The sequence below is a fragment of the Spirochaetota bacterium genome, from assembly GCA_040756435.1.
Classification (GTDB): domain Bacteria; phylum Spirochaetota; class UBA4802; order UBA4802; family UB4802; genus UBA4802.
The window spans coordinates 75,708-97,597 of record JBFLZD010000003.1 but is presented as its reverse complement, the minus strand read 5'-3'; the positions used below and the strand labels follow the sequence as shown (position 1 = coordinate 97,597).

Annotated in this window: 15 protein-coding genes; 5 read left to right on the top strand and 10 right to left on the bottom strand. The window is 36.5% G+C overall.

Going from position 1 to position 21,890, the window contains the following annotated elements:
• Window positions 1–64 precede the first annotated feature (64 nt).
• Both istB and istA read right to left on the bottom strand, forming a co-directional pair.
• Window positions 65–835 carry an IS21-like element helper ATPase IstB gene (gene istB / locus AB1444_01850; protein MEW6525395.1) on the bottom strand — a complete coding sequence of 257 codons (771 nt, stop codon included), beginning with the start codon at window positions 833–835 and terminating at the stop codon, window positions 65–67.
• Between the two features lie 11 nt (window positions 836–846).
• Window positions 847–2,403 carry an IS21 family transposase gene (gene istA / locus AB1444_01845; protein MEW6525394.1) on the bottom strand — a complete coding sequence of 519 codons (1,557 nt, stop codon included), beginning with the start codon at window positions 2,401–2,403 and terminating at the stop codon, window positions 847–849.
• Between the two features lie 521 nt (window positions 2,404–2,924).
• Between istA and AB1444_01840 the strand changes: the two genes are divergently transcribed.
• The 4 genes from AB1444_01840 (at window position 2,925) to polA (ending at window position 12,874) form a co-directional block, all read left to right on the top strand.
• A complete protein-coding gene (locus AB1444_01840) occupies window positions 2,925–4,211 on the top strand; it encodes a hypothetical protein (protein ID MEW6525393.1) in 1,287 nt (428 codons plus the stop codon).
• Window positions 4,212–4,671: 460 nt separating this feature from the next.
• Window positions 4,672–6,639: an aldehyde ferredoxin oxidoreductase family protein gene (locus AB1444_01835; protein MEW6525392.1), complete on the top strand. Its 1,968-nt coding sequence runs from the start codon at window positions 4,672–4,674 to the stop codon at window positions 6,637–6,639.
• A 1,122-nt stretch (window positions 6,640–7,761) separates the two neighbouring features.
• Window positions 7,762–10,206, top strand: a complete 2,445-nt coding sequence (locus AB1444_01830; protein MEW6525391.1) for a transporter substrate-binding domain-containing protein — start codon at window positions 7,762–7,764, stop codon at window positions 10,204–10,206.
• Window positions 10,178–12,874, top strand: coding sequence for a DNA polymerase I (gene polA / locus AB1444_01825; GenBank protein MEW6525390.1), 2,697 nt, complete (start codon window positions 10,178–10,180; stop codon window positions 12,872–12,874). The genes AB1444_01830 and polA overlap by 29 nt, the downstream gene beginning before the upstream one ends.
• Before the next feature lie 61 nt (window positions 12,875–12,935).
• On the opposite strand, the gene AB1444_01820 is transcribed toward polA, so the two are convergent.
• The 5 genes from AB1444_01820 to ilvC form a co-directional block, all read right to left on the bottom strand.
• Window positions 12,936–13,385, bottom strand: a complete 450-nt coding sequence (locus AB1444_01820) for a hypothetical protein (GenBank protein ID MEW6525389.1) — start codon at window positions 13,383–13,385, stop codon at window positions 12,936–12,938.
• On the bottom strand, window positions 13,375–13,932 hold the full coding sequence (locus AB1444_01815) for a sigma-70 family RNA polymerase sigma factor (protein ID MEW6525388.1): 558 nt from the start codon (window positions 13,930–13,932) through the stop codon (window positions 13,375–13,377). Before AB1444_01815 ends, AB1444_01820 begins: the two co-directional genes overlap by 11 nt.
• On the bottom strand, window positions 13,929–14,264 hold the full coding sequence (locus AB1444_01810; GenBank protein ID MEW6525387.1) for a DUF6249 domain-containing protein: 336 nt from the start codon (window positions 14,262–14,264) through the stop codon (window positions 13,929–13,931). Before AB1444_01810 ends, AB1444_01815 begins: the two co-directional genes overlap by 4 nt.
• A gap of 14 nt (window positions 14,265–14,278) precedes the next feature.
• Window positions 14,279–15,880, bottom strand: a complete 1,602-nt coding sequence (locus AB1444_01805) for a B12-binding domain-containing radical SAM protein (GenBank protein ID MEW6525386.1) — start codon at window positions 15,878–15,880, stop codon at window positions 14,279–14,281.
• Between the two features lie 161 nt (window positions 15,881–16,041).
• Window positions 16,042–17,067, bottom strand: coding sequence for a ketol-acid reductoisomerase (gene ilvC / locus AB1444_01800; protein ID MEW6525385.1), 1,026 nt, complete (start codon window positions 17,065–17,067; stop codon window positions 16,042–16,044).
• A gap of 175 nt (window positions 17,068–17,242) precedes the next feature.
• Here ilvC and AB1444_01795 point away from each other — a divergent pair, with 175 nt between their 5' ends.
• Window positions 17,243–18,271 (top strand): Rpn family recombination-promoting nuclease/putative transposase, encoded by a 1,029-nt coding sequence (locus tag AB1444_01795; protein MEW6525384.1) that lies wholly within the window; start codon window positions 17,243–17,245, stop codon window positions 18,269–18,271.
• Window positions 18,272–18,330: 59 nt separating this feature from the next.
• Here AB1444_01795 and ilvN read toward each other — a convergent pair whose 3' ends face one another.
• The 3 genes from ilvN to AB1444_01780 form a co-directional block, all read right to left on the bottom strand.
• A complete protein-coding gene (gene ilvN, locus AB1444_01790) occupies window positions 18,331–18,807 on the bottom strand; it encodes an acetolactate synthase small subunit (protein MEW6525383.1) in 477 nt (158 codons plus the stop codon).
• The gene (gene ilvB, locus AB1444_01785; GenBank protein MEW6525382.1) at window positions 18,804–20,486 is read right to left on the bottom strand and encodes a biosynthetic-type acetolactate synthase large subunit; all 1,683 of its coding nucleotides are present in this window, start codon (window positions 20,484–20,486) and stop codon (window positions 18,804–18,806) included. The genes ilvN and ilvB overlap by 4 nt, the downstream gene beginning before the upstream one ends.
• Window positions 20,487–21,267: 781 nt before the next feature.
• Window positions 21,268–21,720, bottom strand: coding sequence for a hypothetical protein (locus AB1444_01780; GenBank protein ID MEW6525381.1), 453 nt, complete (start codon window positions 21,718–21,720; stop codon window positions 21,268–21,270).
• Between the last annotated feature and the right edge of the window lie 170 nt (window positions 21,721–21,890).

The following is a 21,890-nucleotide window of genomic DNA, read 5'->3' as shown; positions in this document are numbered from 1 at the left end:
CCCCAGTGCAGGGCCACGTATATTCCCCACCCCCAAAAACGCTTAGACCACTATCCTGAAAATCTTAGTTTTCATTTTTCCCGTCAACAATATTATTCATGGAAATGCCATTCTTTTTGCGATATGTATCGCCTCTGTTAACAATGATCTTAATAGCACCAGAAACCAGCCTGTCCAGTATAGCACCACCAATGACAGGGTCAGGAAAGCAGCCATACCAATCTTGAGGAGGTCTGTTTGATGTAATCAGTATAGGCGATCTACCAAGACGCTCATCTACTAGGGTATATAATACTTCTGATTCTTTTTGGTCCATCTTCCTGAACGCAAAATCATCAAGTATCAGAACGTCAACAGTGATACATTTTTTTAAGAGTCTATCCGCTTTGGCGGAATAATCATTCAATTTATGAACAAGATCATTGGTCTTCTTGAAGAGCACATCATATCCTCTTCTGCACATTTCATGACCAAGAGCCTTAATGATATGAGTCTTGCCAATACCTGGAGGACCGGCTGTTACAAGATTTTGTTTGTTTTCAATGAATCTACAGGTGGCAAGGTCTCTAACCATCTTTGGGGGGAAGATATCGCTGTTGAAATTGTAATCATAACCTTCAAAGGTTTTTTGAATACCAAAGCCAGCAGCCTTTATCCTCTTCTCGAAATTATTCGATTCCCTGCTGAGCAATTCATCCTGTACTAACAACGAAAAAAATTCAATAAAACCAAGGTTGTTATCCCTGGCTTCCTTTGCCCGCAACTCCAGGTTATTCATCATGCCTGGAATCCTGAGCTTTTTCAGCTTTTCATTGAGTTGATGCATCTGTTCCATTGTAGTTCTCCTTAGTGAATAATGTCTTGTATATCTCGAACCATGGAAGACCCTTCATCGGACATTGGTATAATTGAATCCACCGTGAATTGATCATCTTCATGGTTGAGCATCTGTTTAAATGTTTTTGGGATTTTTACTCTCCGGGCAATTGCCTTGTGGCATACATCCAAAAAGAATGGTTTTGTGTGGTATTGTTCCATTATGCGCAACATGCCCTGTGCTCTTCTGGCGTTAAGATAGGCATGGGGTTTTAATACTGATTCGATAAAACGTTCCGGGATTTCACCATACTGTGCAGCCTGTTTCATGAGATATTTGGGGTAACTTCCATCCATTATCTCTCGTACTGTTTCAGGAAAATCCTCTGGCTTAAAATTTCTAAACTGGTTGGTGATTATATATTCACGAATCAGTATGTGTTTATGAAATACCTGCAAAACAGGCCCTGTTTGGCGTATCCAGACCTCTTTTCCTGCATATTCCGGTGGTAATGAATATATTTTTTTGTCATAGCTGAAAAACTGATCAGGATGCACTGTTGCCTTCTTCCACACCGGGATAGTAAACCTTTCAGAAGGCAACGGCTTCAGTGCTCCTCTCTCATAGTCTTCAAAAACCACCATCGGAAGCTGATGAGTTGTACCATGTTCTCTCATCCCATATTCTTCTCTGCACCACTGTCTGCTCAGTTTATTGAGTTCGTGAATATTTGCAGAAGGATTAAGCTTTTTAAGTTTTCGAAATAATTCTCTTGCTGGTGAAACCATCCGCTCTACTTTGCCTTTATCGGTAGGCGTGGCAACTCTGCATGGATCTATGAATACATCATAGTGTTCCGCCATCTCACTGAATGCGTGATTTAATGTGGGGTCATACAGGTCTGGTTTTATAACACCAGATTTGAGATTATCTATGGAAATAAAATCAGGAGTGCCTCCATAGAACTCAAACATGTTTACCGTACTTTGAATAAAAGACTGTTGGTTCTGAGTAAAAGTAAATTCAATATAGGGAAGTCGGCTATAACTCAGTATGCCACAGTACGCATATATCACCTTATTCTTCCCTGTCACTGTATCATACAGAAGGCCAACCTTCCCATAATCTATCTGTATTTCTCTGCCAGGAGGAAGTTCTATATTTAAAGATGATTCCTTTGGTTTTCTTTTTATCTTATTGTCCCGTATAAATCTTTTAAATGTCGTATAACTGATATCAAGAGTATACCGTTCAACTATGATCTCATAGGCAGTCTTTGGAAGTACTGGCTCTTTGGTATCGAGAATCAGCGCCTTGATCTCATGAATATATGACTCAAGTTTTTCCGACTGTGTTTTCCTCCTCTCTCGATGTGGCAGTATTGTTTGTATGAATGCATAGAGCTCGTGTCTGTTTGGAAGAGGCTCTTGTTGAGTATAACCATAATTTTTAAAATGCTGCAGATAATCTCGAATTGTCTTCCTGTCTAAACCCTCTGCCTGACTGATATGGTTTATCGTCTGCCCGCTGTGCCAGCGTCGAAAAACTTCATATATCTTCTCTTTTGTTATCACCTTGTACCCCATTTTTTGGCTCCTTATTTTTTAAAAATATAGGTGCCATTATTGATTTTATACTTGTGATGTGAAGAGTTTTTGGGGAATATAAATGGCCCTAAAGTCCCAGTAAAATGGGGAATATAAATGGCCCTAATTGCTGTAAAACTGGGGAATACTAATGGCCCTGAAGCCTAAAAAGTGGGGAATTTTCGTGGCCCTCGACATCTTCTCAATATTTAAATATTGATATTGGATAAAATACACAAGAACCTATAGTGATGGCGGTGTGTTATTCATCTATTATAAATTAATTTTATGCAATTATTTTTGAATAAAAAGTGATAATAAAATAAAAAAAGTAAAAAAAAGATTGACAAAATTAATGAATGAACATTAATAATATTAATGGTTATACATTTATTTATTTAAACAAATAAGTATCTATTGTAGTATACATTATAAGTATATATTTTTTGTGAATTGTTTAAAAATCTATGGCTATACACCGCTCAGGCGGTTAAAATAAATTTTTAAAAGGAGGATCGCAGATGAAAAAATTTTTAGTTTTAATGGCAGTACTTGCTTTTGCATGCATGGGCACAGTAGTGTATGCTAATGGTATTGCACAATCAAGCCACTTTACTGCAAAACACATAGGGGGAATGAACGATAATACCGGTGATGAAACAGCAATGTATGATCCTGCCAGCACAGTATGGCTTAAGGATGGGATTTATATCAATGTGAGTAATATCACAGCTTTTGAAGGTATTGAAGCCAAGGCAGGTGGTACTACATTAAAAGGGGAAACTACTGCATTTGTGTTGCCATCAGTTTCATTTTTATATAAACAGGCTGAGTTTGCAGGCTTTTTGTATGTTAATGTACTTGATGGTGCACCTTTTACATCATTAAAGTGGGATGATGGAACACCTTATACTAATTCATTAGCTGCAGGAATATATTTATTAACGTCTACGAATGCAGGGGCTCCAACTGTTGCAACAAGTTCAAATAGCAAAGTTGACGCAGAATCTTATACATATAATGCAACATTGGGTGGTTCTTACAAGATTAATGATATGTTTTCATTAGCTTTAGGTATTAGATATGTTATATCAAAAACTAAAGTTGATATTGATGCATCTGCCACAGGAGCTGTTGGTACATACTCAGCCAATATCATTAATGAAGAAAAAGCAAATGGATACGGTGGGTTAATAGGATTAAATATTGTACCAGCTCATGGGTATCTTATAGGGATAACATATTCAACTGCTGTTAAAAGAGAATATGAGGAAAATGTCAATGCAACTGTATCTGGAAGTGGGGCTGTTTTTGGTAATGCATTGGTCCAAGCAGGCATGTTAAGTACATTAGAAGCTGAAGATGGTGAAAAAGTACGAGAAGACCTCCCTGCAATGGCTACTTTAACTGCAGCTGGTATGCCGGTGATGGGTACAGTCATTGCATTGCAGATAAACTATATGTTTAATAAACAAGCGGATTGGGAAGGTGCAGAGGATGAAGTTGATAATGATATAGTGTATATGCTTGCGTTAACCCAGTTTTTAAGCAAAGAATTACGATTCAGCGTTGGTATAATGTATGCTGATAAAGGTTCAAACGATAAAATAGTATCACCAACCGGGACAGATGTTAATCCAGCACTTGATGAGTTAGGATTTGGCATAGGTGGTGCATATAGCATTAATGAAAACATCAATGTAGCATTGACGTATTCCTATACATATTTCCTTGAAGGTGAATTAGGTTCAGAAAAATTGAACCGTACACGAAACCTTGTAGCAGTGCAGGTTGGTTATAAAATGTAATATAGTTACTGTTACTCCAGCCCCCTATTTGCATCACAAATTTCTGTGATGGTGTACAGAAAGATTTGGGGATTCCACTAAAGGGATCCCCTTTTTTAATTTTTTATGAGCATGTAAATTTTTTCAAGTATTAATGATGAAAATCTTTATATGGTTATAAAGAATAAACTGCAAAACAAAAAAATGTAGCTTCATGTACAACACATTCTTTGTAATGGTCGTAAGCAAGAACACAAACTCAAAAAGCAATTAAATGGTGCACTTTGAACATGAGGTTGTAATTTCGTAACATAAAAGAGTTAATTAATTCCTTGACTTTTTTTAAGAAAATCTTTACTCTCAATTATTTAAAGAATGATTTTGTATATTTCATGCCAGCTAATTAACGAGATGGTAGTACGCAAAACATATATTTTATTTGTAGTGACTTATAAATACAACTATAGGATGGAGGTTTATTATGAGCGGTTACATGGGCCAATACGTTATTATTAATTTATCCACTGGGAAATCCACCGTTAAAAAGCTTGATGACAGTTTCTATAAAAAATACCTGGCAGGATATGGTATGGGTGTTGCAATTGTGAGCCAATTACAGAAGCCAAAAATAAATCCACTGTCACCGGAAAGTGTACTTGGCTTTTGTTCGGGGTTATTGACAGGTACTGGAGCATATTTTGCAGGGCGGTTTATGGTGGTGGGTAAATCGCCGTTAACGGGAGGCTGGGGCGATAGTAACTGTGGAGGATTCTTTTCGGTAGAAATCAAGCGGGCTGGATTTGATGCAATATTTGTTACCGGTAAAGCCAAAAAGCCGGTGTACATAGTTATTAATGATGGCAAAATTCAGATTAAGGATGCAAAAAAACTATGGGGCAAAGATACTATTGAAACAGAAGAGCTTATCAGGAAAGAATTAAAAGATGAAAAGATTCAGATTGCCTGCATTGGGCCTGCTGCAGAGAAACTATCGCTTATAGCAGGTATTGTAACCGATGGTGGAAGAATTGCTGCACGCAGCGGGTTGGGAGCGGTCATGGGGAGCAAGAAGTTAAAAGCTATTGCCATAAAAGGAACAAAGAAAATACCAATTGCAAAACCTGATGTCCTAAAAGAAATAAATAAAAAATTTATAGCAAGTTTTAAATCAACGAGCCCTATTGATAAAGCCACAGTTAATATGATGAATTTTTTAAGCCAGATTATAGCGCGAACCAGGGTGTCAGTTCCAACACAGCCTTCAACAGTACGTGAAATATTCAAACGGTATGGTACCAGTGGAACAACAGTGTACTCTGCATTTACCGGTGATACACCAATCAAAAACTGGGCTGGTGTTGGATATTTAGATTTTCCAGGTGTCCAAAAAATTTCAGATGAAAGTGTGGTGGCACATCAAAAGAAGCGATATGCATGCCAGTCATGTCCGCTGGGATGTGGTGGCATTGTCGACATAAAAGCAGGAAGATATAAGGGTACAGAAGGGCACAAACCAGAATATGAAACTCTGGGATCTTTTGGTGCCATGCTACTTCTTGATGATTTAGATACCATAATGGAAATAAATGAATTGTGCAACAGAGCTGGTATTGATACTATATCTACAGGCACCGCAGTTGCATTCGCTATTGAATGTTATGAACATGGGATATTAACAAAGAAAGACACTGGCGGATTAGAGTTAGGCTGGGGCAAGGCTAAAGAAATACTTTCTTTGACGGAAATGATAATTAACCGAAAAGGGATTGGCAACATACTGGCTGATGGAGTGATGCGTGCTGCAAAGAAGATTGGGAAGGGATCAGAAGCTTATGCCATTCATGCTGGAGGTCAGGAGCTTCCCATGCATGATAGCCGGCTGGACGATGGATTTGCCATTACGTATTCTTCTGAAGCAACACCAGGGCGCCATACTATTGCTTCAAATTTATATAATCATCTGTACAGGACTAAAAAGCAATTCCCTAAAGTTAAGAAAATGCTGAAAACTGCAAACAGTAGCACCGCAAAGCGCTTAACACTCACAGCTGCGTCAATGTATTTTGCTAATCTATTTAATGGTTGTGGTATGTGCCAGTTTGGTTTTTTAAGTGGTTCAATACCACTTGTTGATTATATTAATGCTGTTACTGGATGGGATTTGCCTGCCGATGAGTATTTAACTACTGGTGAACGAATCCTTAATATGCGTAAAGCTTTCAATGTACGGGAGGGGTTATATGTTAAGGACACAATCATCCCTGATCGTGCACAGGGCAAGCCACCACTACAGGAAGGTCCATTAAAAGGGGTTACTGTTCCCATTAATGAAATACTAAATGAATTTTTTACTATAACCGGATGGGAACCTAAAACAGGTGGCCCAACTGATACTAAACTAAAAGAATTGGGTATTGATGATTTATTTATAAGTAAAAAAAGCAAATAATTATAAGGGAAGTTCTAAAACTTTTTTTACGAATGTTACCTTGTGGGCACAATAAATATTATAAAACCGCTTTCCATTATATGAATAATTTCTAAAGAAAGCAGTTTTTAGAGGTGCCCATAATTTTTAATACAGTAATTAAAAAAATGCTTGACTAAAATTGTAATTTGTTGTTTAGTAACTAACTGGAAGGGATTTCCCAGCTCATTTGTAAATGTACATACAATATAGAGATTGAAGACAGTATATGCTTAGCTTACATTAAATCTATTAATCCAATTTTAGTGTGATATCACATCACAGAGTAAAGTTATGCTATTTGTATTTTAGTTATTTTTCATTAAAATGTGCATAGCATCATTTTTATAAATATTTATGTAAAAGGAGGGTTTTCCCAAATGAGAAGGATTGTTTGTGTAGTCTTAAGTTTTTAATTTTGTTGTAGATCCGCAAACGGGAAATGTAACATCAACCAGTGTTACTGGTACGGTAAAATTTAATGGACAGGATGTTACCAGTGAACTGATAGCTGAATTACAGGCGGTATAATTATAATACTATATAAAGAAGTAATAATAAAAAAAGGGCGGATAATCCCGTCCTTTTTTTATTATTATTATTATAAACAATTATATGAACCTCTCAATTGAATACCTCTTACGGTATATTTCGTCATAATACATGAATCTTTGTAGCTTATTTGCAAATGTCTTCCCTAACTCTAAAAAATACTCATGATGGTCTATTGGCACACCTACATAAGCATCCTCTTGTATATATGTTTTATGCTGCTGTAGGGGTATGCAGTGGGGTCAAAGCCCAGACACCCCCTTTCTTTGCGGTCTCTGCGTGGGACAAACTGATACATCACGCAGAGTGTGCTGAGTTATTGGAGAGATGGTGGGATTTTGGGGTCAGAGCATTGTGAGTAGATCCTGAATCAAGTTCAGGATGACTACACTGAATCAATACTGAAACAAATTCAGGACATGGTTCAGAATGACATGCTATTATTCACTACAAAACCCCGAAGGGGTGATATTACAATAGGGGTCAGAGCAATTATTTAATTCTAAGCAATAACGTTTGACAAATGTCAGTGCCTTTTATACTATTTATACCATGAAATTTTTATCTGCGAATATCTTTTTAACAGTAACTATCGCTCTGAATTTTTTTGGTAGTGTTTTTGCTGAGCAAGTGCACACTACTAAGCCTTTGCATATTCGTGTTGTTACTGCTATTTATGAACCTTTTGTTATATATAAGGATGGGAAACTTGTTGGCTTTGATGTTGACCTGTTGAATGAAATATGTAAGCACAACAATATGAGTTATACCATAACCATAACTTCATTTCAGGATATGCTCCTGCAGGTCAAGGAAGGGAAAGCTGATATGGCTATTGGCTGTATCTATGTTACTGAAGAACGGGAACGCTGGTTTAATTTTTCAGATAGCTACCTGGAAGGTGGTCTGGTGTTGGTGCTTCCTGCAGACAGTAGTGTCCGCACCATGTATGACCTTGCAAATATGACTGTAGGTGTTAAAAAAGATGCTTCGGGTGATAAATATGCTATGCAACTGGTGGCGCAAGGTTATGACATTAATGTAGTCCGCTTTCAGGATACTGTTGAATCATTTAATGCACTTGTGGATGGCAGGCTTGATGCTGTTTTAAATGATTATCTTAATTCAGTGTATTTGCTTAATAAATATTTTTCAGGCAGTATTAAAATTGCTAAAGGCAACTGGGGTGATATTGTATATGACCGTAAAAAAATTGCATTTCCTGTTTCATTATACAATAAAGAATTATTAAAAATTGTAAGCGATAGTATCCATGAATTAGACTCACAAAATTTTATTGATATGCTTTACTGGAAATGGTTTGCCGTTATGCCCCCGCCCGATGTTTCAAAACGTGTGATAGTGTATATTGGAACAGTTGTTATGACAGTACTTTTTTCATTTCTTATATTTCAACTATATGAGCGAAGAAAAAGAATACGCAAACTTCAATCAGTTGAAACGCATTTCAGAAATATGATTAATGATTTGAATGTTGGAGTATATATACTGCAAAAAAATGCAATAGTCCTCACCAATAATGAAGGAGCACGAATTGCTGGAACATCAGTAGAATCTATCATGGGTAAAACATTGGATGATTATTTTGATGAGTATTCTGTTTCCGGGGGAACTATAGCACAGTATGCATCATTTGATGAGATGAAGGCTTTGTTATCCAGCCTGCATATTCACAGGGCAGTGTGGAAAAGAAAGGATGGTGTTAACCTGACTGTAGTATTCAGGATAAGACCAATTATGTGGATGGGACAGGCTGCAGTTGAATGTGTGGTGAACGATACCACGGAGCTTACTCATTTGCTGGTAAAACAGGAACAGTTAAAAGGACAGTTGTTACAATCTCAGAAATTAGAAATTATTGGACAGATTGCTGGTGGGATAGCACATGATTTTAATAATATTCTTACCGTGATATTGGGATATGCCAATCTTGTTGAAAAATCCATTGACGATAATAATAAGCCTGCCATTGAAAAAATTATTCAGGCTGGTAATCATGCTAAAGATATTGTGGCAAAACTTCTGACTTTTTCCCGCAAAAAAGCATTTCATGCTAGTGATATCCATTTGCACAGTATTATTTCAAATGTGGTTTCCCTGCTGCATACTGCTTTATCAAAAAATTGTGAGGTTGTCCAGTTGTTGCGTGCGTTTAATGATACTATATCTGGTGATGCCACTGAAATGCAACAGGTAATCATGAATCTTATGATTAATGCTGCTGAAGCCATGCCTCAAGGTGGAACCATTACTATTCAGACTGAAAATACAACTGTTGCAAATGAAAAAGTTGGCTTGGTAGAAACTATACCTGCAGGTGATTATGTATTATTGACAATAAGCGATACAGGGACAGGAATTGACCCTGAACACCTTGAACATATTTTTGAGCCGCTATATACTACAAAAGAAAAAGGTAGTGGATTGGGATTGGCCATAGTGTATGCTATTGTTAAACGGCATAAAGGTTATATTGATGTACTGTCAGCACCAGGTGTTGGCACACACTTTTATATATACTTACCGGTTCAATCATTGCAAAAAGTGAATGAGGAAAAACAAGATAGTGCATTGCAAGTTTCCAATGGCACTATAATTATTATTGACGATGATGATAATATTTGTCTGTTATATCAGGAAGCATTAAAATTGGCGGGCTTACGAGCACTAACATTTACCAACCCCAATGATGCGTTTGCGTATATTGATACTTATCCTGATACAGTGTTGTTTGTTATAAGCGATGTGCGAATGCCAGTTGTTACTGGTGAAGAAGTCCTGGATTATGTAAAAAAAAATCATCCTGATATACCAGTTGTAATGATGAGCGGATATTATGATGATACAATGAAGAAACTTATGTTGCAAAAAGGTGCCCACCAGGTATGGCAAAAGATGTATGATATTACTGAAATACAACATAAAGTAAAAGGTGTGTTAAACAATTATGTCCCCAAAAACATTATTCGTGGTTGATGGCCATGCATTATGCTACAGAGCATATTTTGCATTGCAACGGAATCCTTTAATCAATAGCAAAGGGCAAAATGTTTCTGCAATCTATGGATTTTTCAGGATGCTGCTTCGTTTATTGCAAACGCAAAAGCCTGATTATACAATCATAGCGTTTGATCCACCAAAAAAATCTTTTCGCTTTTCTATTTATCCTGAATATAAAGCGCAACGTGCAAAAATGCCCGATGACTTGCGCAGCCAGATTGAAGAAATTAAAGCAATGTTGCAGGAAATGGGATTTACCGTTGTCATTATGGATGATTATGAAGCTGATGATGTGCTTGGTTCTATTGCCAGTCAGTATTCTGATAGGTACAAAGTGGTACTTGTTACCGGTGATAAGGACGCTTACCAGCTTTTAGGCGATAAGAATGTTTCAATCTATGCCGGCAAAAAAGGCATCACTGAATTTGAAAGCATTGATGCTGATGCTGTTGTTGAAAAATTAGGCGTGAAGCCTGAGCAAATCATAGACTATATGGCTCTAACCGGTGATGCTGTTGATAATATCCCTGGTGTGAAAGGTATTGGCGAAAAAACTGCATCAAAACTTTTGCAGCAGTATGGAACGTTAGATAATATTTATAAGCATTTACATGAACTTACCGGAAAAATCAAGGAACAGATTGAATCACAGAAAGATTCAGCGTATCTATCGCGACAGCTTGTGACCATAAAAACAGATATTCCATTACCACTTACTGTTGAGAAGGCTCTGACCCCCAATCTGCATAATGAAAAAGTGCGCCAGCTTTTCAAAAATTTGGAAATGGATTCCATTGCGCGTGAATTGGGCGATACTGAAAAATCAATTTCAGTGAAGGAAATGGCAGGATATTCCACAGTAACTGATATTGATTTGCTGAACAATGTCATTGCAGCAATAAAAAAGGCGGGACTTGTGTCATTTGATACCGAAACTACATCATCACGGCCAATGGAAGCAGAACTTGTGGGTGTGTCGTTTTCCATTGAACCGCAATCAGGGTGGTTTATTCCAGTGGGCGATAGTTCCCTGTGGGGCTATAATGCAGTGCCAAAAGATCAAATTTTACAAAAAATTAAAACTATCCTTGAAGATGAAACAATAAAAAAAATTGGTCAAAATATAAAGTATGACATGCTGATTATGCTCAACTGTGGTATTACGCTTAGAGGTATTTATTTTGATACCATGGTTGCCTCATATTTACTAAATCCTGGATTACGGCGGCATAATTTAGATGATTTAGCATCAGAATATCTCAATTATACAAAGATAACATATGATGAGCTGATAAAAGATGGTAAAAAGGTTCAGCATATTACACAGGTGCCATTGCAGAAACTATCACACTACGCTATAGAAGATGCTGATATTGCTTTGCGATTATACCATATACTGTATAAAAAGTTAGAACAGGAAAACCTGCTTGAATTGTTTTTCAAGGTTGAAATGCCGCTTGTTACTGTGCTTGCGTATATGGAATATTACGGGGTGAAGATTGACCTGGCACACTTTGAAACATTATCTAAGGAACTATCGCACAAAATAAAACAAACAGAAGAAAGAATTTACTCACTGGCAGGAGTTTCCTTTAACATCAACTCAACGCGGGAACTATCGCATATATTATTTGAAAAAATTGGGCTTAAACCGGTAAAGAAAACTAAAACTGGTTTTTCTACCGATATCCAGGTATTGGAAGCTTTGAGGGGACAGCATGAGATTATTAATTATTTAGTGGAGTACCGTACGCTTAGCAAACTGCAGACAACATACGTTGATACACTGCCTGCACTGGTTAATAAAAAAACTGGTAGGATTCACACGTCATTTAATCAGACAGTGACAGCAACTGGCAGGCTTTCATCATCTGATCCCAATTTACAAAATATTCCTGTGCGGGATGAATTTGGTAAAAATATACGGGCAGGTTTTGTTGTGGAAAAAGGATGTTGTATGTTATCAGCTGATTATTCGCAGATTGAGTTGCGGCTTGCTGCACACCTGTCAGGTGATCCTACCATGATTGAGGCGTTTCATAAAGGGATAGATATCCATGCTCAGACAGCTTCAGCAGTGTTTAATGTACCACTGGAAAAGGTTACGGATGCAATGCGAAGACAGGCAAAGATTATAAATTTTGCCACAATCTATGGTGTTTCGCCATATGGGCTTTCACAGCAAGCTGATATTTCGTTTGATGACGCAACAAAATTTATTGAAAAATATTTCAGTGCATATCCAAAGATTAAAGAGTACATTGACAGTACCATTGCATTTGCCCGAAAACATGGATATGTGCAAACATTATTGGGTAGAAAGCGTTATATCCCCGAAATTACATCAAGCAATCAGTTCAGGCGTGAGGGTGCAGAACGAATTGCCATTAATACGCCCATTCAGGGAACATCGGCTGATATGATAAAGGTGGCAATGATTGCCATCCATAACGCATTTGCTGATAAAAAGTTAAAAAGCAGGATGATTCTTCAAATACATGACGAACTGGTGGTTGAGGTTCCTGAAGATGAAAAAGATATCGTTGAAGGTATTGTAGTGAGTGCAATGAAAAGTGCAATCACACTTGATGTGCCGGTTGTTGTGGATGTAGGTTGGGGGAAAAACTGGGCACAGGCTCACTAATAAAAGATTTGGTGTACACATTTTTTACGTGTGGAATTTTACCAGAAAAATGGATGTAGGCTCATGGAAGTAATGACTTAATGCCATGAGCTATGGCCTCTAATTTTTTTAGGTGTGTTGCAACGTAACTGCCAATATAACCTGATATTATACACCCCATCACAAGATAAAGCGGCACCAGGATTTTATTGCCAAAATGCTGACTTAACCATTGCAGTGTATCACTGTAGGATAGACTCACAATACTCAATACAATAATGAGTCCTGCAGCAACCCAGTTAAAATTGGATACCTTTTGATGGTAGGCTTTGTGTAACATTATCTGCCGCATGATTTTATTTTCAAGTGATATAGCATAAGGTGGAACTTTAATGGCGGCAAACGTATTCTGAAGTTTTTCTATTTCTTGTTTACATTGTTTGCACACAAAAAGATGTATTAGCAATGACAATGGCATGGATTGATTGTTGTCAAGGCTTAAGTATTTTTCAATGGCTTTTTCACATTTCATGATATTCCTCCGCTATAGTGCCTTTTAATGCATGTCGTAATTGCTGCTTTGCTCTGGACACATATGATTTAATAGTATTAACTGGATAACCAGTTATATTGGAAATTTCTTTAAATTGCAATCCAACATAAAAATAAAGATCAATGCATATCCTGTATTCCTGGGGAAGCGTGTTAATGGCTTTTTCAAGAATTGACTGTAGTTCATTCTGCATAACCAATGCTTCTGGGTTGGGGCAATTATCAATACTGTCATTATATTCGCCAGAATTATTGTTTTTAGAAGTGTTGAGCTTGTTAACAGCATGGTTGTACCCAACTTTCATAAGCCAGCTTTTAAATGATGCAAGCCCTTTAAATGAAGCTAAATTGTTATACACTTTTACAAAAACCTCCTGGGTAAAATCTGCTGCATCATCGTAATTTTTAAAAAAACGCATTCCCAGTGTAAATATATGGTTTTGGTACCGTTCAACAATAATTGTAAATAATTCCTGCTTGCCTTTAAGAATCTGTTGTACAATGTACTCATCATGTTGTGCTGTCATTTTATTGTTTTCATTTTGATAAAGTAATACATAATGAAACTTATGCCCAATCCCAATGGAACCAGCCCCCCTATGAGGGCATACGAAATTCCATCTTTAAGAACAAAGAAAATGGTTAATGCACCTCCAACTCCGGTTAGTAGAAATCCGCTGAAAAGGCTGAATGCATCAAAATCAAATGATATTTTTTGATACAATCCTTTTTCAATAAGAAGTATCTTTTGTTTATGATTGAAATACAGGAAAAAGAAGATGACAACAGTTCCTGCTATAATACCAACTATAGGGATAACGGTCACTAATATTTGAACAGCTTCTGAAGGTGTTGACATAATGCAAAAACCTCCTATGGATTATCAGTATGTAATAATTCAGTATTATCAGTGCTGGCTATAAATGTCTCAGCAAATGATGGTGCAAATGTATCAGTATGTTCTTCTTCTTTCAAGGATTTATTATATTCATCCAGCAATATTTCAGTTATTTTAAAAAGGTGATATCCTTTGATTGCCAGCGCAATGGCTTCTGAAAACAATTTTGGGCGTAGACGAAGTGTATTAATCAAAAATTTAAAATAATACATAAAATAATGTGAAAAACCCTGTTTAAGGAGCGATAGTACCAATGCTTTAAATTCTTTAAATGTAAATTGCCTGTAAACCATTCGTTCCTGGGGAATCCTTCTAATAAAAGTTAAGCATCGTTCAAAATAGTTACGTGGTGTATATATAGTTTGTAAAAGTTGTATATAACCATCAATAAGTTTTTTTACCGGCATTTTAGGGATAAAATTGGGTGCCAGTTTATGTGTGTTGTTACCGTTAGATTCATATAACAGCCTGTCCTCACTGAGCAAGCGGTCATAAAGGCGAGTGTGAGGCAATGCGTCTAATATTCCAACCATTGCAATCGGAATGCCTGAGGATTGAATAAATTCTGCCTGTAAATCAAATACATTATCAGGGTCATCATCAAAGCCAACAATAAAACCTCCGCTTACTTCCATGCCATGCTGCTGTATTATTTTAACATTTTCAAGGAGGTCTTCTTTGGTATTCTGTGTTTTACCTGCACTTTCCAGGGAAGAAATTACCGGCGTTTCAATTCCTAAAAAAACCATATCAAAACCAGCATTATACATCAATTGCATAAGTTCTTTATCGTGTGCTAAATTAACACTTGCTTCAGTTTGAAATGAAAATGGATATGAATGATCAATCTGCCATTCTATTATTGCCTTTAACAGCTCTTTGGCCCTGGTTTTGTTTCCAATAAAATTGTCATCGACAATAAAGATTGATTCCCTGAATCCGGTTGCATACACTGCATCCAGCTCTGCTAAAAATTGTTGAGGAGATTTCGTTCGGGGAATCCTGCCAAACAAAGATATGATATCGCAAAATTCACAGTTAAAGGGGCAGCCGCGGGAAAATTGCAATGGTACACTGGAATAGGGTGTTAAATCAATAATATCAAAACGAGGTACAGGAGTTTTATCCAGTGAAGGTTTTTCATCTGATGTATAAAGATGATGGGGTATACCATACTGCAAATCATGTAAAAATTTTGGCAATGTTACTTCAGCTTCATTAAGCACAAAATGATTAACATTGGGTATAGATTGCCATAATGATGTTGGATAGGGACCGCCCGCAACCACAGGTATATTGTACTGGTTACAAAGGGTTGTTATCATATCAAAAGAATTTCTCTGAACGAGCATTGCTGAAATGAAAACCATATCATAACGTGGTAAAATGGCAGGATCAAGTGTTGAAATATTCAAATCAATTAAATCAACTTTCCAGTCCTCGGGAAGCATGGCAGCAACTGTTAATAATCCCAGTGGTGGGAAAACAGCTTTTTTGCCTATAAATTCTAATGAGTATTTAAAACTCCAGTAGGTAAGTGGGATCTCAGGATAAATTAATAATACTTTTTTACTCATAACAACCTCTCTATTTTTATCTGGTAGAAGTTTCAGGTGATTTTTATATATAGACAGGTAGGGAAGGGGTGAGGTTGCAAAAAAATATTTTTTTCGCTATCAAGCACTTATAATAAAAAAGGCCGGCCCAAATTTTGTTTTGAGACGGCCCCCTGAAAAAATTAAACTTCTTTACTATCTATCCATTTCATCATTTTTCTTAGTTCACGGCCAACTCGTTCAATCAGGTGTTCACGTTCGCGTTTCTTTATAGCGTTAAACTGTGGACGTCCTGCAAGATTTTCCAGTATCCACTGGCGGGCAAACTGACCTGACTGTATTTCTTCCAGAACCTTTTTCATTTCTTTGCGAGTTTCAGGAGTTACTATTCGTTTGCCAACCATATAGTCACCATATTCAGCAGTATCGGATACAGAATAGCGCATATAATTAATTCCACCCTGATAAAACAGGTCTACAATCAGTTTAAGTTCATGTAAACATTCAAAGTATGCAATTTCAGGTTGATATCCAGCTTCCACCAATGTGTCAAATCCGGCTTTTACCAGTTCTGAAACACCACCACACAATACGCATTGCTCGCCAAAAAGATCTGTTTCAGTTTCTTCTTTAAAGGTGGTTTCGATAACGCCTGCGCGGGTTGCACCAATACCTTTTGCATATGCAAGAGCTGTTTCCTTTGCTTTCCCGCTGGCATCATTATGAATGGCTATAAGACATGGAACCCCACCACCTTTTTCATATTCGCTGCGTACTAAATGGCCTGGCCCTTTAGGAGCAACCATGATGACATCCACATCTGCAGGAGGAACTATTTGCCCAAAATGAATGTTGAAACCATGTGAAAATACCAGTGTTTTGCCTTTTTTTAAATGAGGCTTTACTTCAGTTTCATATAATTTTGCCTGTACATGGTCCTGGGCCAGAATCTGAATGATATCGCCTTTTTCAGCAGCTTCTTTTGCACTGACGGGTTTAAAATTATGTGAAACAGCTAAATCATAATTGGGTGTGCCTGGAAGTTCAGCAACAATTACTTTACAGCCACTATCGCGCAAATTTTGTGCCTGTGCGTGACCCTGACTGCCATATCCAATGACGGCAATAGTTTTGCCTGAAATTACCGATAAATCGGCATCATTATCGTAATACATCTTTGCCATAACATTACCTCGTATTTGTAATATATTTTTAGAGTAAATGAAGTACTCATCTATGCAGCAGATACTACAACAAAGTGTAGTTTTGTATATGTATTATGCAATAAAAATTTATAAATTTTTAAAAATTTCAAATATCATATTTAAAAATTTTATTTCTCGTGCGTATTAATATATAAACATTTTATTCAAGGTATATACTATGGCTAAACAAACTATTCATGATAAAGCATACAAATATCTGTTTTCAGATCCTTTGGTATTAAAAGAATTGCTTGAATCATTTGTTGCAATGGATTGGGTGAAGCATATTGATTTTACCAGTGCACAAAAAATTGATAAAAGCTATGTCAATGATGAGTATAAAGAATATGAAGCTGATATTATATACAAGCTACAATTTAAAGATAGCCATGTATATCTATATCTTTTAATAGAATTTCAATCGACAGTAGATAATTTTATGGCTTTTAGAATGTTAAACTATGTTATGGAATTATATCGTGAACTTTATTATAAACTGGGTCTTAAAAAGCTGCCAGTTGTATTCCCTATACTTATTTATAATGGTGATTGTAAATGGAGTGCTGCTACTGAATTACAACAACTTATTGATATCTCACCTGAGTTACAGCAAATACAGGAATATATCCCTCAATTTAAATATTATCCTATAATAGAAAATGAATTGTCACGTACTGAATTAGAAAATATGATGAATATTGTTGCCACAATATTTCTTTTTGAAAGCAGTGATAAAGAAATATTTCTAAAAACTATTGACAGAATTGAAAAATTAATGCAGATTTATTCAAAGGATAGTACAATAATACGTACTTTATTAGTGTGGCTTTTACATTATCTAAAAACACACAGTATTATTGACAATATTCAACCTTTTGTAGAAAAAACATTGCATCCAAAGGAGACATACACCATGTTGTCAAAAACGTTGAAAACTCTCAAGGAGGATTTAAGGAAAGAAGGATATGTACAAGGTCTAAAATCGGGGATTCAAGAAGGCTTGCAAAAGGGTTTACAAAAAGGATTACAAAAAGGATTTATACAAGGAGTTGTTAAGGGGAAAAAAGAAGGAGTAATCATTGGTATATCAAAAGAACGGATAAATATAGCCCGCAAAATGCTAAAAAGTGGAATAGATGATAGCACCATTCTAAAAATAACAAAAATAGAGAAAAGTGTTTTAGAACAGATTAAAAGAAAAAAATAAACCAAAAAGAATTGGTACAATGGTAGTACTATTAAAGTCTTTACCATGCATAAAACTGCTCATTCTTTCAATATTGATACTCTTCCGGTGCGTATTAATTCTTTAATTGAATAAGGTCTAAGCAATTCAATAAAGTTGTCAATTGTTTCTGGGTCATTAACCATTTCAAGGATTATGGTTTTATTTGATACACCCGCTATTCGTGCACCAAATATCTGAGCTAATTGATAAACTTCATTGCGTTTGGACGGAGTTACATTAAGCTTGGCTAAAACTATTTCGCGTTGAACGGCGTTGTCAGGATTATGATCAGTGACTTTTATTACATCAATGAGCTTGTTAAGCTGTTTTTTTACCTGTTCAATGATCCTGTCATCTCCGCGAACAACTATTGTCATAACCGATACATCTGGCGATTCTGTTTCACTTACAGCAAGCGAGTCAATATTGTAACCACGGGCGGAAAAAAGACCCGCAACACGAGCAAGAACACCAAATTTGTTTTCTACTTTAACTGAGATTACATGTTGACTCATGCTAATTCCCTCATCATCATATCTTTTACCGATTTTCCGGCAGGTATCATTGGGTATACATTTTCTTCCCTGTCTACATGGAAGTCCAGAATAATTGGCTTATCGGTAATGGATAAAGCTTTTTCTATTGCAGGTATAACATCTGCCTTCTTTTCAATACGAATACCAATGGCATTATATGCTTCGGCCAGTTTAACAAAATCAGGCTGGAAGTTAATACAGGTATATGAATATCGCTTATTGTAAAAGAGTTGCTGCCATTGTCGTACCATGCCTAAGAAACCATTATTGAGTATAGCGATAATTATGGGCAAACGGTGTTGTACAGCAACAATGAGTTCCTGTATATTCATCTGTATTGAGCCGTCACCAGCAATATCTATAACACGTTTATCAGGTTGGCCTAACTGAGCACCAATTGCTGCAGGAAACCCAAACCCCATGGTACCCAGACCCCCGGACGAAATAAATGTTCGTGGTTTGGAAAAATTGTAAAATTGCGAAGCCCACATCTGATTTTGACCAACCTCAGTACAGATAATAGCATCACCTTTGGTGAGTTCATAAATTTTTTCAACAACATACTGAGGTTTTATCTTCACATCGCTATCTTTATATGTTAATGGGTTTTCATCTTTCATCTTCAGGACATAAGCAACCCATTCATCTATTTTAGGCGCTTTGACTATTTTGTTTATTTCAGCAAGAACATGTTTTGCATCACCAACTATAGGTACATCAACTGCTACACTTTTACTGACTGATGATGGATCAATATCAATATGTATAACTTTTGCATGAGGTATAAACTCATCTATCTTCCCGGTAACCCTATCATCAAAGCGGGCACCGACAGCTATAACCAGGTCTGATTGGTGCATAGCATGATTGGCATAATATGTGCCATGCATACCCAACATTTTGAGCGAAAGCCTGTCGGTTTCAGGGTATGCCCCCTGTCCCAGTAAGGTTGTAGTAATGGGTATTCCGGTTTTTTTTACAAATGCGCGTAATTCTTCGGATGCGTTGGAAGAGATAACACCGCCACCAGCATACACAATAGGGCGTTTTGACTGCTCAATTAGTTTGCAGGCTTTTTGAATTTGACCGGCATGTCCATGAATAACTGGTTTATAACTTCTAAGATGCACGGTTTCAGGATAATGGTATTCAGTTTCAGAATTTGAAATATTTACCGGTACATCAATCAAAACTGGGCCCGGCCTTCCGGTTGTTGCAATATAGAATGCTTCTTTAATAATGCGTGCAAGGTCTTTAACATCATTGACAAGATAATTATGTTTGGTAATGGGTCGGGTAATACCGGTAATATCGGCTTCCTGGAATGCATCATTGCCAATAACTGTAGTAGAAACCTGACCTGTGAAAATAACAAGCGGAACAGAATCCATATTGGCTGTTGCAATACCTGTAACAAGGTTGGTGGCACCAGGGCCTGATGTGGCAATAACAACGCCGGGCTTGCCAGTTGCGCGTGCGTACCCGTCAGCTGCATGTACTGCACCTTGCTCATGCCTGGTTAAAATAAATTTAATAGGTGCATTGAAAAGATGATGGAATATGGGAATGACTACCCCTCCTGGATAGCCAAACATGATTTCAACCTTCTCTTTAACAAGCGATTCAACTATTATCTGTGCACCTGTCAGTTTCACCAATTACACCTCGTACAAAAAAGTATATAGATGTATATCTAAATATACCAGCTATTTTTATTGCAACATAATTTTTTATTAAACATCAAAAAATATAAATGAATATATAAAATATAATATAAACATCTGGTAATTTATAAGCACTCTTAGTGTAAATAATATGGGCGATAGTTACTGGTATAAAAGACTATCATATGAATAAAAAATTATAAAACAGAAAATTGTTAATTAAAACCAGAAGCCCATGTGTAATATTATATATTGTCCCACTACGCAAGATAAAAAAATAAATATGATATCAAGAAAGTACCCGTTAAATTAATCCTATCTTTACAATGAGATAAAAATACTTATACATTCCACATGTAAAGGAAAAAAATTATATAAAAGAAAACAAAAATGGGAAAAATACCCGCATAAGATCATACCAAGCGCAAGTACTTCGAAAAGCACTTACAATGGGATAAAGCTAGTAGTGTAATTAAAGCTGAGTATTGCTGGAAGCATAATATAGTATATCATTAATTTATGTAGTAGCAGCGTAAATTACCGAATGATGCAGGTAATTGCAATACTCGATACGTAGCATTAGTAAGCACGGCAGCAGTAAACGAAAACGAATATCCATTAAGTATTTGTTATAGATGGTATAAAAATAAAGGTAGAAGAGAGGTTGTGTAGTAACTCTCTTACTATGGGTATAAAGACAATATACGGATAAACTTTTAGCCATCTAAAAGTACACCTCTTTTATATTTTAGCCAATTACATTTAGTTTTAGAGACTATTGGGTGTCCATTTTCAGCAATTCCGGTGGTGGTCCCCAGTAAAATTGGCAACAAGGTATCCCTTCTTCAAGATAAAATGAAAATGTGTAGCCACTAAAGCGATAGTTATCGGTATTATCTTCACTGTCTAACGCTGCTAAATAATCATACAAATAATTCTCCACACAGTAAGCTATAATCTTTGCCAGTGACATCTTACAGACTTTGCGCACATCCATCACAAACTCATACTCATTCTCATACAAATACAGATGCACACGCTTCCAAGCTTGATATCGCTTCCTATACTGTAACCTTTTATAGCTTTTTACAGGGATCTTTTTATACGAAAACACATAGTTTATGAAATTTATAACAAATGTATGAAGCGATAGTTTACGGATAGCGGCGTTTTCTTGTAAAAGCTCTAAGTGTTCATAGGCAATGCAGGTGGTTGTTTCTATATTCATATGTTCCCTCCAAAGTATTTATATGTTATGCTACAATACTACTATCGAAAAAAAATTCAACTACAAAATGTATATAGTTTTAAAAAGTATGAGCAATTAACATAAATACGATGTCAAGGATGCACGATGTGGCAGGATGAATACTTTTGGATAATAGACAGGAGGGTTAA

Coding starts and splice junctions, on each gene's coding strand:
- istB (MEW6525395.1), bottom strand. CDS start 835: ATGGAACAGATGCATCAACTCAATGAAAAGCTGAAAAAGCTCAGGATT.
- istA (MEW6525394.1), bottom strand. CDS start 2,403: ATGGGGTACAAGGTGATAACAAAAGAGAAGATATATGAAGTTTTTCGA.
- AB1444_01840 (MEW6525393.1), top strand. CDS start 2,925: ATGAAAAAATTTTTAGTTTTAATGGCAGTACTTGCTTTTGCATGCATG.
- AB1444_01835 (MEW6525392.1), top strand. CDS start 4,672: ATGAGCGGTTACATGGGCCAATACGTTATTATTAATTTATCCACTGGG.
- AB1444_01830 (MEW6525391.1), top strand. CDS start 7,762: ATGAAATTTTTATCTGCGAATATCTTTTTAACAGTAACTATCGCTCTG.
- polA (MEW6525390.1), top strand. CDS start 10,178: ATGTCCCCAAAAACATTATTCGTGGTTGATGGCCATGCATTATGCTAC.
- AB1444_01820 (MEW6525389.1), bottom strand. CDS start 13,385: ATGAAATGTGAAAAAGCCATTGAAAAATACTTAAGCCTTGACAACAAT.
- AB1444_01815 (MEW6525388.1), bottom strand. CDS start 13,932: ATGACAGCACAACATGATGAGTACATTGTACAACAGATTCTTAAAGGC.
- AB1444_01810 (MEW6525387.1), bottom strand. CDS start 14,264: ATGTCAACACCTTCAGAAGCTGTTCAAATATTAGTGACCGTTATCCCT.
- AB1444_01805 (MEW6525386.1), bottom strand. CDS start 15,880: ATGAGTAAAAAAGTATTATTAATTTATCCTGAGATCCCACTTACCTAC.
- AB1444_01795 (MEW6525384.1), top strand. CDS start 17,243: ATGGCTAAACAAACTATTCATGATAAAGCATACAAATATCTGTTTTCA.
- ilvN (MEW6525383.1), bottom strand. CDS start 18,807: ATGAGTCAACATGTAATCTCAGTTAAAGTAGAAAACAAATTTGGTGTT.
- AB1444_01780 (MEW6525381.1), bottom strand. CDS start 21,720: ATGAATATAGAAACAACCACCTGCATTGCCTATGAACACTTAGAGCTT.